We start from the raw sequence: 14,557 nt of genomic DNA on the forward strand, positions 1-14,557 counted from the left end.
AATAGTAGAACAATCTTAATTTTTATTTTAGAGGTGTTAAAAAACGCAAATTATAATTAACGTGTAATTACAAACTACATGTTAATTTCTATTTAATTTAAAATTGCCTTTTCGTTCTTGTTTTTTACCAGATTTGTCTATTAAAGTTATAGCAAATGAGTATTCACCTTCTGGTAAGGGTTTCCCTTTGCTATTGCCATCCCAACCGATATCAAATGGATTTATTTCAGCAACTAGTTTTCCTAATTGATTATAAATAGAAAGGTTTGTAATTGTATAAAGTTTAGCATCTAATCCTTCGGTTATTTGCCAATAATCATCAATACCATCATTATTAGGTGTAAAAACTCTAGGATATTCCAATACGGTTACTTTTATATTTGACGTTCCGCATTGATGTTTTTCTCTTATATAAATTGTATGATTACCAGAAGATACATTTTTAAAAATAGGTTGAGTTTGGTATGCTCCTTCTATAGAATCAAGAGCGTATTCATAATCACCTAAGCCTAAGTTTTTATCATTTATAGTAATTGTATTACTTGAAATATCTTGATTTATCATAATATCATCAAAAGAAACTTCAGCAATATTAACTTCTCTTACATTAATTGTTCTTGGTATAGATCTACATCCGTAAGTAGATATACCAACAACTTTGTATTCGCCTCCTTCTTTCACTTTTAAAGTTCTGGTGTTGCCCACAAAAACACCATCTTTAAACCATTCGTAACGGTAACTGTCTTTTGGTTCAAGAATGTCTAGAGTTACAGAACCTTCTTCCCAACAAAGTATTTCTGTTGGTTTTACCTTAAATTCAGGTGTAGGCATTACTGTTAAGGTTAAATGAGCTCCAATACCAAAGCAGGCACCATTATCTTTATTTTCAACCCTTACAAAAAGAGTTTCGTTATACGGAGTTTTATTAAAATAATTTGTTTCGTTTAAAATTCTATTTTTTTCTAGTTGAGCATCTATAAAACTTCTATAATAAGATACTTCTAAATTTTGTTCCGTAGGAAATTGTGCTATAAAATCTGTACCTGCCATTGTTAAGTCAAAAGCAGTTATTCCGTCATTGACCATGTCGTTGTCACAACCGACTAGATTACGGTGGTAACTCTCAGGAAAAGAGGTGGTTGAAACGCTTAGTATGAGGTCGGAAATTACATAACAACCCACTTTGTTTTCTATTCGAGCATAAACTGTAATTGCATTTTCATTACTAAAGGTATCAGGGTTTTTTATAGCATTTCGTTTTGTTTGGGCATCTGCTTCTGTTAAATAATAGCTAATATTTACATCATCGGTATAGCCCAATGTTATAAAATTTGTAGCTTCTTTTAAGTTAAAAAACGTAAAACCATCGGCAACACCATCTTCGTCACAATTCACTAATTTAGTCTTTTTTTGAGCGGTAGGTATATTTAATATAGTAGCAGTTATAGGTGTCCTTTTACCGTCTAGACAATCTGAAGTACCAGAAACTACATAATAAGTGGTGGTATTTGAAAGAAATGGAGTTATAAAGTTTTCACCTCTAAAAATAGGTACACCAAGTGTTGGAGAGTCATACCAATAAACATCGCCTTCAGCTTTTGCTGTTAAGGTTACACTTCCAGGGCCACATCTTTCTGCAGAGATAACTTCTATAACAGTTGGTACAAATAGTTGTGTTTTTATAGTGTTTTTATTTACAGAAATAGAGAATGTACGTTTTCCTGAAACTTGAGGATTGTTGTTTGTAAACACAACATTTCTAACGGCAGAAATCCATTTTTCAGCAGATAGTGGCTTGTTTTCATTAGCTGTTAAAGCCAATTCTCCTTTGGCTACAATCCACCGAGACGAAATTGATAAATGATTTAAAGCATCTGTTAATTTTAATAGATCATTGTTTTTTTGATAACCATTAGTAATTTTAATTGTTATACTATTTATAGAGTTATTTTTTGTTGTAAAATTTGGAGCAATTTTAATTTCAGATAATGGGCAGTAAGCTTGGTTGGTAGTTTCTTTTGAACTGCCATTTTGTGTATGACCAAACAAAGAGACTAGCAAAAAAAAAAGAATACTATAATAGGATTTTAAGTGCATTAAATAGGGCAATTTGTGTTAAAAATAAGCAAATATCCTAATAAAACGATAAAAAAGGTAATAATTGTATACATCTAAGTAATAAAGGGTTAAAAGTAATAGCCTGATGATGACTAAATAATTATTAGGACTTTAATCAAATTAGGTTTTCTTTCTATAAAAGTAAAGATTTTCTAGTTTGAGGATAAAGGAGAATAGTTAAATAAATAGGGTTTTCGCTATTTTAGTAGTCCAATAATCTGAGGTGAAATTAACAGGTATTCTGTAGTGGTAAGTTTCATTTATTAGTGTTTTTATCTTTTAGAATAAAAAAAAGGTCGTTGGTCGAAAAAAGATAAATGTTTCATTTTTTTTTGCTAAACTGCTTTAAAATTTAAATAACTGCTACAAGATAGTTATTTATTAGAATAAAATCAACCAATTATATTAAAAATGAAAATTAAATACTTAGCTCTATCATTATTAATCTTTACTGTTTCTTGCCAAAAAGAAACTGATTTATCTAAAACAAAATCTTTAGATAATCCATCAATTAATTTAGTAGATTATGTAAATCCATTGATGGGTACTGATTCTGAATTTAGTTTATCAAATGGAAATACGTATCCAGCAATAGCAACGCCATGGGGAATGAATTTTTGGACACCTATGACTTCTAAAATGGGAGATGGATGGACATATAAATATGACGAATATAAAATACGAGGAATTAAACAAACCCACCAGCCAAGTCCTTGGTTAAATGATTATGCGGCTTTTTCTTTAATGGCAACTACAGGAGACTTAAAGTTTAAAGAAGATGAAAGGGCTTCTTGGTTTTCTCATAAAGCAGAAATAGTTAAACCTCATTATTATAAAGTATATTTAGCGGATTATGATGTTACTGCAGAAGTTACTCCTACAGAAAGAGCAGCTCATTTTAAATTTACATTTCCAGAATCTGAAAAATCACATATAATTTTAGATGCTTTTTTTAAAGGCTCTATGGTAAAAATATTACCTGATCAACGTAAAATAATTGGGTATTGTAGAAATAATCATGGAGGAGTGCCTGAAAACTTTCACAATTATTTTGTAGCTGAATTTGATAAAGATTTTAATGTTAACCATACATGGACAGACAATTGGAAATTATTGGAAAATACTATAACAAGTGAAGGAGGGCATGTAGGAGCAATTGTAGGTTTTAAAACCAAAAAAGGAGAAACGGTTCATGTAAAAGTGGCATCTTCATTTATTAGTCTAGAGCAAGCTCAATTAAACTTAGATAGAGAAATTGGTAAAGATACTTTTATCCAAACAAAAGAGAAGGCAAAGCAAGCTTGGAATGCAGAATTGAATAGAATTCAAATTGAAGATAGTAACATAGATAATATCAGAACTTTTTATTCTTGCTTGTATAGAGTATTACTTTTTCCAAGAAAGTTTTATGAGTTTAATGATGCTAATGAGGTAGTTCATTATAGTCCATATAATGGAGAAGTGCTTCCTGGATATATGTTTACTGATAATGGATTTTGGGATACGTTTAGGGCTGTTTTTCCATTTTTTAATATGATGTATCCAGAGTTAAATAGTAAAATAATGAAAGGATTGGAAAATACTTATAAAGAATCAGGTTGGTTGCCAGAATGGGCAAGTCCTGGGCATAGAGATGTAATGATAGGTTCTAATTCTGCTCCTATAATTGCTGATGCATTTTTAAAAGGAGTAAAAGGAATGGATACAGATTTACTTATGGAAGCAATGTTAAAAAACGCAACTGTAAATGAGGGAAGACCAGTAAATTCAGTGGGTAGAGCAGGAGTAGATTATTATAATAAATTGGGTTATGTACCTTACGATGTTGGTATTAATGAAAATGCAGCCAGATCATTAGAATATGCATACGCTGATTTTACAATTGCTAAAATGGCTGAAGAATTAGGTAAAAATGATATTGCTGATGTCTATTATAAAAAAGCAATGAATTATAAAAAACTTTTTGATCCAGAAACTTCTTGGATGCGAGGTAAAAATAAAGATGGGAAATTTCAAACGCCTTTTAATCCTTTAAAATGGGGTGATGCTTTTACTGAAGGTAATAGTTTGCATTATACTTGGTCTGTCTTTCAAGATATAGATGGATTAATTTCTTTAATGGGAGGAAAAGAAAAGTTTGTAGGAAAGCTAGATGAGGTTTTTGAAATGCCTCCTGTATTTGATGATTCTTACTATGGATTTACTATCCATGAAATTCGAGAAATGCAAATTGTAAATATGGGGAATTATGCTCACGGTAATCAACCCATACAACATATGATTTATCTGTATAATTATGCTAATAAGTCTTATAAAGCACAAGAAAAAGTTAGAAATGTGTTGACCAAATTATATTCAGCAACACCAGATGGTTATTGTGGAGATGAAGATAATGGACAAACTTCAGCATGGTATGTGTTTAGTTCTTTAGGGTTTTATCCAGTTACTCCTGGAGCAGATGAATATGTTTTAGGTAGCCCATTATTTGATAAAGCTACACTGTATTTAGAAAATGGAAACACCTTTGTAATCAGTACTGAAAATAATAATAAAGATAATGTTTATATTCAAAGTGCAACGCTTAATAATGTAGACTATCAAAATAGTTTTTTAAAGTTTAATGATTTACAAAATGGCGGAAAATTACATTTTAAAATGGGAGCTACTCCTAACAAAGATTGGGCAAGTAAGCCAGAAAATACACCATTCTCTTTAAGCAAAAATCAAATTAAAAACTAAAACTTTAGCAAAATGAAACGTAATTTTATAATTATTTTATTATTTACAGTTACCTACAGTTTTTCTCAAGCCATTTATGAAGATGAGCGATATGTAAAGGAGACAGATCCGTTAGTTTTAGAAAAACTTGATCAATGGCAAGATAAAAAATTTGGGTTGTTAATGCATTGGGGTACTTATAGCCAATGGGGTATTGTAGAGTCTTGGTCACTTTGTCCAGAAGATTATGGTTGGACGCAAAGAGAGAAAGGTAAAAACCCAAAGAATTATTATGATTATAAAAAAGAATATGAAGGCTTAAAAAAGACTTTTAATCCTACTGAATTTAATCCTGAAAAATGGGCAAATGCGGCCAAAAAAGCAGGAATGAAATATATGATTTTTACAACTAAACATCATGATGGTTTTTCAATGTTTGATTCTAAATATACAGATTACAAAGTCACTGATCCAGAATGTGCATTTAGTACAAATCCAAGATCAAATATTACTAAAGAAATTTTTAATGCTTTTAGAGCAGAAGATTTTTGGATAGGAGCCTATTTTTCGAAACCTGATTGGAATAATGAAAATTATTGGAATCCATATTTTCCTCCTTTAGACAGAAATGTGAATTACGATCCTGAAGAATATCCTGAAAAATGGCAAAAATTTGTAGATTTTACACACAATCAGATTTTAGAGTTACTAACAGATTATGGTAAAGTTGATATTTTGTGGTTGGATGGTGGTTGGGTAACTAAGCTTTCAGATGAAGAAATAAAAAAACAATACATTTCTAAGTTCACTGAAAATAAATCAGGTAATGGTTTTATTAAGCATCGTGTGGTAAGTCAAGATATTAAAATGGATGAATTGGTAGAGAAAGCTAGAAAAAAACAACCAGGTTTAATTGTAGTTGATCGAGCTGTACATGGTAAAAATCAAAACTATTTAACGCCAGAAAATAGAGTGCCAGAAAAAGCATTGCCATATCCTTGGGAATCTTGTATTATTTCTGGAGGCGGATGGTCTCATACTTTTAATGCAACTTATAAAACAGGAAGAGAAGGTATACATATGTTGGTTGATATTGTTGCTAAAGGAGGGAATTTATTATTAAATATTGCCCCTGGACCCGATGGAAAATGGCAACAAGGAGCTTATGATTTATTAAAAGAATATGAAGATTGGATTAATGTAAACGGAACCGCAATATATAATACAAAACCTATTGCACCTTACAAAGAAAAGAATATATGTTTTACTCAAAATAAAAAGGAAAATGTCTTTTTTTTCTATTTGGCAGATGATAATGAAAGAACAATACCCAATGAAATAATAGTTGAATCAATTACACCAAAAAAGGGCACAAAAATAACCATGTTGGGGGCTGATAAAAGACTAAAATGGGAAAAATTAAATAAAGGTTTTAAAGTGATTATACCAGAAAAGTTAAGAAATAAACCTACAAGTAAATATGCATGGACCTTTAAAATTGATAAAATAGAAAGATAACCATATTTTTAATTACTTGTTTTATTTTTTACATTCAATATTGTTGTAAAAATAATGCTATTTTACAATTTTTAGAAATACCCAATGTTAACAAAAATAACAAGTTGATTTGGTTATCTATTGTTGAGAGCAAGATATTTTTTATAGCAAAACAGACTTATGAAATTTATTACATACACCTGTGGTAAATGTTATAGGATATTACTTTTTTTGTAGTTAAAAATCGATTCTAAATTATAGCCCATTAATATTTTTTACAATAAAATTGCTATAACGCAATTACAGTTGTATTTTTGAAGAAATAAAAATTACATTAGTGACAAATTACCTAGATCAATTAAATGAAGCCCAGAGAGAAGCCGTTTTACAGAAAAACGGTGCAATGATAATAATAGCGGGTGCAGGCTCGGGAAAAACCCGTGTACTAACTTATCGTATTGCTCATTTAATGAAACAAGGCGTTGATTCCTTTAGTATTTTAGCTTTGACTTTTACCAATAAGGCGGCTAGAGAAATGAAAGATAGAATTGGAAAAATGGTTGGGCATAGTGAAGCAAAAAATCTTTGGATGGGAACATTCCACTCGGTTTTTGCAAGGATTTTACGCTCAGAAGCTGATAAGTTAGGTTTTCCTAAAAATTTTACAATATATGACACACAAGATTCAGTAAGACTTATATCTGCCATCATAAAAGAAATGCAACTAGATAAGGATAGGTATAAACCTAAACAAGTATTAAGCCGAATATCATCCTTTAAAAATAGTTTAATAACAGTAAAAGCCTATTACAACAATTCTGAATTGCAAGAGACTGATAAAATGGCCAATCGTCCTAGGATTGGTGAAATTTACCAGCAATATGTAGACCGATGCTTTAAAGCAGGAGCTATGGATTTTGATGATTTATTGTTGAGAACCAATGAGTTATTAACTCGTTTTCCAGATGTGTTAGCTAAATATCAAGATAGGTTTAGATATATATTAGTTGATGAGTATCAAGATACCAACCATTCGCAATATTTAATTGTTAGAGCATTAGCAGATAAGTTTCAAAATATATGCGTTGTAGGTGATGATTCTCAAAGTATTTATGCTTTTCGTGGAGCAAATATTCAAAATATTTTAAATTTTCAACGAGATTATGAAGATGTTAAGATATTTAAATTAGAGCAAAATTATCGTTCTACTAGTAATATAGTTGAAGCTGCTAATAGTGTAATTGATAAAAATAAGACGAAATTAGATAAAGAAATTTGGACAGATAATAGTAAGGGCGAGAAAATAAAGGTGATGCGTACTCTTTCTGAAGGGGAAGAAGGGCGTTTTGTGGCGAATTCAATTTTTGAAAACAAAATGAATCACCAACTTAAAAATAGGTCCTTCGCGGTTTTATATAGAACTAACGCTCAATCAAGAGCAATTGAAGATGCATTGCGTAAAAAAGATATTGCGTATCGTATTTATGGAGGTTTATCCTTTTACCAGCGTAAAGAAATTAAAGATGTATTGTCTTATTTGCGATTAATTGTAAACCCTAATGATGAAGAGGCTTTAAAACGAGTAATAAATTATCCAGCTAGAGGTGTAGGACAAACTACTATTGAAAAGTTAAGTGTAGCAGCCAATCATTATAAAAAATCAATTTTCGAAATATTAGAAAACATTGATAAAGTCGATTTGAAAATTAATTCAGGAACAAAATTAAAACTACAAAATTTTGTAACTATGATTAAGAGTTTTCAAATTGAAGCCCAGATAAAAAATGCTTTTGAAGTTGCAGATTTTGTAATCAAGCAAACTAAAATAATTAAAGAACTTGAGAAAGATTCAGCACCAGAAGCTGTTAGTAAGGTAGAAAATGTTCAAGAATTGTTAAATGGTATTAAAGATTTTATCGACGAGCAAAATGAAGAGCCAGAAGATGGAACTGAAAGAAAAACAGATACTTCATTAGCTTTTTTTCTTGAAGATGTTGCATTAGCTACTGATTTGGATAATGAAAAGGATAAAAATGAAGACAGTGTTTCTTTAATGACAATTCACTTAGCCAAAGGATTAGAATTTGAATATGTTTATATAGTTGGGTTAGAAGAAAATCTATTCCCTTCTGCTATGAGCATGAATACCCGCAGTGAATTGGAAGAAGAACGCCGCTTATTTTACGTGGCTTTAACTAGAGCCGAAAAGCAAGCTTATTTATCTTATGCCCATTCACGTTATAGATGGGGCAAATTGGTAGATTGTGAACCAAGTCGCTTTTTGGAAGAAATTGATGATAAGTATATCGATTTTATGACTCCTAAAGTATCTCCCAATATTAATAAATTTATTAATGAAGATATTTTTGGAGATGTGCCACAAGATAAAGTACGATTCAAAAAACCAGTGCAAAGAGCTATTATAAAGCCAAAGTCTAAACAAAAGCCAAAGACGGTTCCTAAAACAATACAAATAAGTGCTCCTAAAAACTTAAAAAAAGTGAGTAACCTTAATCAAAACTTATTTGATAGTAATATTACTGTAGGTAATGTGGTTCAGCATTCAAAATTTGGAAAAGGAGAAGTTGTTAGTCTAGAAGGTGTTGGTTCAAATAAAAAAGCAGAAATAAACTTTGATTCTGTTGGAAATAAAAAATTATTATTGCAATTTGCCAAACTTAAAATATTAGGATAATAAAATAGTTGTTAAGATATTGCGTTAGCTATTAATAGTACTATTCTTAATGTAAATGCAACTTTTAACTTTTTAGTTGTTTCCCAAAAATTAGTATCCTTTAATTAAAAACAAAAATACTACACACATATAAATATGGACAAATTTGATTTAGAATACAATTCAGCTAGAGAACACTTGATAATACCAGAATACGGAAGACATGTTCAAAAGCTGGTACACCATTGTATTCAACTAGAAACGAAAGAAAAACGTAATGAAATGGCAAATGCCATTATTGATGTTATGGGTAACTTACAGCCACATTTAAGAGATGTTCCAGATTTTAAACATAAGCTATGGGATCAACTTTTTATTATGTCTGATTTTAAATTAGATGCAGATTCTCCATATCCTACGCTTTCAAAAGAAGAATTATCTGCACATCCTGAGCGTTTAAATTATCCGAAAGCAGCGTCTAAATACAAATTCTACGGTCATAATATTCAAACAATGATTGACACGGCATTAACATGGGAAGATGGAGAACTTAAAGACGCTCTTATCTATACTATTGCAAATCACATGAAAAAGTGTTATTTGAATTGGAATAAAGATACTGTAGAAGATGCAGTAATATTTAAGCATCTGAAAGAGTTGTCTCATGGAGAAATAGATTTATCAGAGAAAGACGAAACGCTTTCTGATAGTAAAAACCTATTAAGAAAAAAAACTACGAATAAGAATAAAAATAATAAATCAAGCAAACAACGTAGAAAAAGATAATCTGTTTGTTTATAGTGTAGCTTACTATAAAAGCATAATAACTAAACCTAAAAACCTAACAATTAATGGGTACTTTTAAAATAGAAGGAGGTCATAAGCTAAAAGGTGAAATTACACCTCAAGGTGCAAAAAATGAAGCCTTACAGATTTTATGTGCGGTGTTATTAACACCAGAAAAAGTTACAATTTCTAATATACCAGATATTGTAGATGTTAATAAACTCATTAACCTTTTAGAAAATCTTGGCGTTAAAATTCAAAAAAATGGACAAGGTTCTTATACGTTTCAGGCAGATGATGTCAATTTAAAATACTTAGAATCAGAAAGATTTAAAATTGACGGAAGTGGTTTGAGAGGTTCTATTATGATTGTAGGACCTTTGTTAGCACGTTTTGGAAAAGGATATATCCCCAAACCTGGTGGCGATAAAATTGGAAGAAGACGTTTGGATACTCATTTTGAGGGTTTTATGAAGTTAGGAGCGAAATTTCGTTTTAATAAGACAGATCACTTTTATGGAGTTGAAGCTAAGTCGTTAAAAGGAACTTATATGTTGTTAGATGAAGCTTCAGTAACAGGTACAGCTAATATAGTTATGGCAGCTGTATTGGCAGAAGGGAAAACCACAATATATAACGCAGCTTGTGAGCCTTATTTACAACAATTATGTAAAATGTTAAATAAAATGGGAGCCAAAATTACAGGTGTAGGCTCTAACATGTTACATATTGAAGGTGTAAAATCATTACAAGGTACTACACATAAAATGTTACCTGATATGATAGAAATTGGAAGTTGGATAGGTTTAGCGGCTATGACTAAAAGTGAGTTAACCATAAAAGATGTAAGTTGGGATGATTTAGGTGTAATTCCTAATGTTTTTAGGAAATTAGGAATTACTGTAGAGCGTCAAGGAGATGATATTCATATACCAGAACATAAAGATGGTTACAAAATACAAAGTTATATTGACGGATCTATTTTAACAGTTTCAGATGCTCCTTGGCCTGGATTTACTCCTGATTTATTAAGTGTTATTTTAGTAGTGGCAACACAGGCAAATGGAAGCTTACTTATACATCAAAAAATGTTTGAAAGCCGTTTGTTCTTTGTCGATAAATTAATTGACATGGGAGCAAAAATTATTTTATGTGACCCACATAGGGCTACCGTAATAGGTCACAATTTTAAATCTAAATTGCAGGCTACTACAATGACTTCTCCAGATATTAGAGCAGGAGTTTCACTATTAATTGCTGCACTTTCAGCAGAAGGCATTTCAACTATCCATAATATTGAACAAATAGATAGAGGGTATGAGCGTATAGATGAGCGTTTAAAAGCTATTGGAGCAAAAATTATTCGTGTAGAATAAGTTTATAAAGTTATAATGCATATCAAAGATCCAATTTTATCTGTGTAAAATTGGATCTTTAGTCTTGAACAAAATTTTAGAATTAATAAAGGTAGTTAATTTTGAAATTATAACTTTTTTTTGAAAAAATTATCTGCTGACATTATGGCATTTTAAAGTAATTGGCAGTACTTTTGCAAGCTTAATTTTTAATGTTTAAAATACCTTAGTAATGAGTACAGAAGAAAATAAAAACCAAGAAGAAATACAAGATATTGAAAAAGAACAAGTAGAACAGGAAGAACCTAAAGCTGAAGAGCAAGCAGAGCCTACTACAGAAGAATTAGTTCAAAAGGAAAAAGATAGATATTTACGACTTTTTGCAGAATTTGAGAATTATAAAAAAAGAACTTCAAGAGAAAGAATAGAGTTGTTTAAAACTGCCAATGAAGAAGTTATGACAGTTTTATTGCCAATCATTGATGACTTTGAAAGAGCATTGGCACATATTGAAGAAGATAAAGAGGCAGAGGAATTACGTAAAGGAATATTATTAATTTATCAAAAATTAATTAAATCTTTAGAACAAAAAGGCTTGTTAAAGATGAAAGTAAAAAAAGGCGATACTTTTGATGCTGAAATTCACGAGGCAATTTCTCAAATTCCTGCACCTTCAAAAAAATTAAAAGGTAAAGTAATAGATGTTACTGAAAACGGATATCAATTAGGAGATAAAATTATTCGTTATCCAAAAGTGGTAATTGGGCAATAAAGTTATTCTTAACAAAAATATTGTGTTAAAAGAGACTACCAATTAAAAATAATAAATAGTATAGATGAAAGAAGATTATTATAAAATATTAGGTATTGATAAAAATGCTACTTCTGCAGAAATAAAAAAAGCTTATCGAAAGATGGCTATAAAATATCATCCTGATAAAAACCCTGGCGATAAACAAGCGGAAGAAAATTTTAAAAAAGCTGCAGAAGCCTATGAAGTTTTAGGTAATGCAGATAAAAAAGCTAGATATGATCAATTTGGGCATTCTGCTTTTGAAGGTGGTCACGGTGGCTTTGGCGGAGGAGGTATGAATATGGAAGATATCTTTAGTCAGTTTGGAGATATTTTTGGTGGTGCTTTTGGTGGTGGTGGATTTTCTGGATTTAGCGGAGGTAGAAGTAGAGGTGGTGCTAGGGTAAAAGGTAGTAATCTGAGAATTAGAGTTAAACTAACTTTAGAAGAAATTGTTAATGGTGTTGAAAAAAAGGTAAAAGTAAAGCGTTTGGTTAAAGCCCAAGGTGTTACATATAAAACCTGTGATACATGTAATGGACAAGGCCAAGTTACTAGAGTTACAAATACTATATTAGGAAGAATGCAAACTGCTACCACTTGTCCAACATGTCAAGGTGCAGGTGAAATTATTGATAATAGACCAAGTGGTGCTAATGCTCAAGGGTTGGTAGAAAAAGAAGAAAGTGTGTCAATTAAAATTCCACCTGGAGTTGTTGATGGTGTACAGCTAAAGGTATCAGGCAAAGGAAATGAAGCTCCTGGTAATAGCATTTCAGGAGATTTATTAGTTGTTATTCAGGAAGTTGCACATGATAAATTAAAACGTGAAGGTAATAATTTACATTATGATATGTATATTAGTATACCTGAGGCAGTTCTGGGTGAAAGTAAAGAAATTGATACCTTAACAGGTAAAGTTAGAATTAAAATTGAGGCTGGTACACAATCAGGTAAAATACTTAGATTGAGAGGAAAAGGGTTGCCAAGTCTTGAAGGATATGGTAAAGGAGACTTGCTAATTCATGTAAATGTTTGGACCCCAAAAAGCTTATCTAAAGATCAAAAAGCATTTTTTGAAGCAATGAAAGATGATGAACATTTTACACCGATTCCAACTAAATCTGATAAATCATTTTTTGAAAAAGTTAAAGATATGTTTTCTTAATTTTAACATAATATTATTATTTATTTGATAATAATATTATGTTTTTACAATATAATTCATATATTTGTGGTGTTGAACTATAGTATTCAACACTTTTTCTTTTTCATAGCAATTTTCCCACTCTAACTTAGAGTGGGTTTTTTTTACTTCACTTTTTAACATTTTGTATCTTGTTGTATTACAGGTGTTTATGGTTTTTGTGTCGAGTACTGTTAATAATTGGTTAAAAGTTGCAATAAAATATTATAGACTGCGTTATTATATTTGTATTGCTGAGCAGTAGTTCAGTAATATTTCTTTTTCATAGCAATTTTCCCACTCTTTTTTATTGAGGAGTGGGATTTTTTTAACTTAAATTTATAGATTTCCATTTTTATTAGTTTTATTTTTGAACGAAAATTTAAAAGTAGGCTACCTTATCGATTCTACAATAGTAGAATAGGAAAGTCCGGACATCATAGCGAATCATAGCGGATAACATCCGTCTGGCGTAAGCCAAGGACAAGTGCAACAGAAAGCAAGTACAGTTAGGCTGTAGTGAAATCAGGTAAACTCTATGAGATGCAATGTTACGTATATTGAAGTCCCGAAAGGGTAAGGATTTCGCGTCCAATTTCAAGGGGTAAACAGCTAAAGTTATGCAGTAATGCACAACGTAGATAAATGATAAGGGTTTCAGTTCAACTGAAAAACAGAATCCGGCTTATTGCCTACTTTTTTTATTGAGTATAATCATGTCATTTTTAATGATATTATTTAATTTGAATAATAGCAAAAGAAGATAATCTATTGTTTATATAACAATAATTATATCTTTTTTTTCTATTTTTTAACATTGTAAAAATAGTTACTCTAAGCAAGTAATAATTATGAAGTTTAACAGAAGTACCATTTCTAATATTTTATTTTTCGGATTTATAATTTTTCTTTTCACTCCTTTTGGATTAGGGACAAGAGCTAAACTAACACAAGGTGTGGCTTATGTTAGAACTTTAGTGTTTTCTCCTTCTGTAGAAAAATCTGAAGAACGTATTTCTCTTGATACATATAATGTAAATTTAAAAGGACTAGTTTCTGCCAATGATATAAATTTAAAAGACTTAAAAGGTAAAGTTGTTTTTATAAATTTTTGGGCTACATGGTGTCCACCTTGTATAGCTGAAATGCCTATGATAAAAAGTCTTTATACAGATTATAATGGTAAAATAGAATTTCTTTTTGTAACCAATGAAGATCAAAAGAAGGTTAAACAATTTTACACAAAAAATAATTATAATTTTCCAACATACAATTTAATCTCAAAACTTCCTAAACAAATTGATTATACTACGCTTCCTACTACATATATTTTAGATAAAAATGGAAAAGTAGCCCTATTTGAAACAGGAGCAGCCAATTGGAATAGCGATAAAGTAAAACAATTATTAAACGACTTAATTTCGGAGTAA

The 14,557-nt window shown here is 30.5% G+C and carries 9 protein-coding genes and 1 other RNA gene; 9 read left to right on the plus strand and 1 reads right to left on the minus strand.

What is annotated here, in order from left to right; genetic code table 11:
- Positions 1 to 81: 81 nt before the first annotated feature.
- Entirely contained in the window at positions 82 to 2,097 is a 2,016-nt protein-coding gene (locus tag EGM88_RS06365; protein ID WP_123897126.1) for a T9SS type B sorting domain-containing protein, read from the minus strand.
- 432 nt (positions 2,098 to 2,529) lie between these two features.
- Between EGM88_RS06365 and EGM88_RS06370 the strand changes: the two genes are divergently transcribed.
- The 9 genes from EGM88_RS06370 to EGM88_RS06410 all read left to right on the plus strand — a co-directional run bounded on the left by EGM88_RS06370 (position 2,530) and on the right by EGM88_RS06410 (position 14,557).
- On the plus strand, positions 2,530 to 4,857 hold the full coding sequence (locus EGM88_RS06370) for a GH92 family glycosyl hydrolase (RefSeq protein ID WP_123897127.1): 2,328 nt from the start codon (positions 2,530 to 2,532) through the stop codon (positions 4,855 to 4,857).
- A 12-nt stretch (positions 4,858 to 4,869) separates the two neighbouring features.
- Positions 4,870 to 6,354, plus strand: a complete 1,485-nt coding sequence (locus tag EGM88_RS06375) for an alpha-L-fucosidase (RefSeq protein ID WP_123897128.1) — start codon at positions 4,870 to 4,872, stop codon at positions 6,352 to 6,354.
- Positions 6,355 to 6,670: 316 nt separating this feature from the next.
- Positions 6,671 to 9,028: an ATP-dependent helicase gene (locus EGM88_RS06380; protein ID WP_123897129.1), complete on the plus strand. Its 2,358-nt coding sequence runs from the start codon at positions 6,671 to 6,673 to the stop codon at positions 9,026 to 9,028.
- A gap of 135 nt (positions 9,029 to 9,163) precedes the next feature.
- On the plus strand, positions 9,164 to 9,793 hold the full coding sequence (locus tag EGM88_RS06385; protein WP_123897130.1) for a DUF4290 domain-containing protein: 630 nt from the start codon (positions 9,164 to 9,166) through the stop codon (positions 9,791 to 9,793).
- Between the two features lie 65 nt (positions 9,794 to 9,858).
- Positions 9,859 to 11,169, plus strand: a complete 1,311-nt coding sequence (murA, locus tag EGM88_RS06390; protein WP_123897131.1) for a UDP-N-acetylglucosamine 1-carboxyvinyltransferase — start codon at positions 9,859 to 9,861, stop codon at positions 11,167 to 11,169.
- Between the two features lie 211 nt (positions 11,170 to 11,380).
- On the plus strand, positions 11,381 to 11,920 hold the full coding sequence (locus tag EGM88_RS06395) for a nucleotide exchange factor GrpE (RefSeq protein WP_123897132.1): 540 nt from the start codon (positions 11,381 to 11,383) through the stop codon (positions 11,918 to 11,920).
- Between the two features lie 64 nt (positions 11,921 to 11,984).
- Positions 11,985 to 13,109 (plus strand): molecular chaperone DnaJ, encoded by a 1,125-nt coding sequence (gene dnaJ, locus EGM88_RS06400; RefSeq protein WP_123897133.1) that lies wholly within the window; start codon positions 11,985 to 11,987, stop codon positions 13,107 to 13,109.
- A 403-nt stretch (positions 13,110 to 13,512) separates the two neighbouring features.
- Positions 13,513 to 13,830, plus strand: an RNA gene (gene rnpB, locus EGM88_RS06405) — RNase P RNA component class A.
- Between the two features lie 148 nt (positions 13,831 to 13,978).
- Positions 13,979 to 14,557: a TlpA family protein disulfide reductase gene (locus tag EGM88_RS06410; protein WP_123897134.1), complete on the plus strand. Its 579-nt coding sequence runs from the start codon at positions 13,979 to 13,981 to the stop codon at positions 14,555 to 14,557.

Origin of the sequence: Aureibaculum marinum (assembly GCF_003813905.1) — a bacterium.
Taxonomy (GTDB): Bacteria; Bacteroidota; Bacteroidia; order Flavobacteriales; family Flavobacteriaceae; genus Aureibaculum; species Aureibaculum marinum.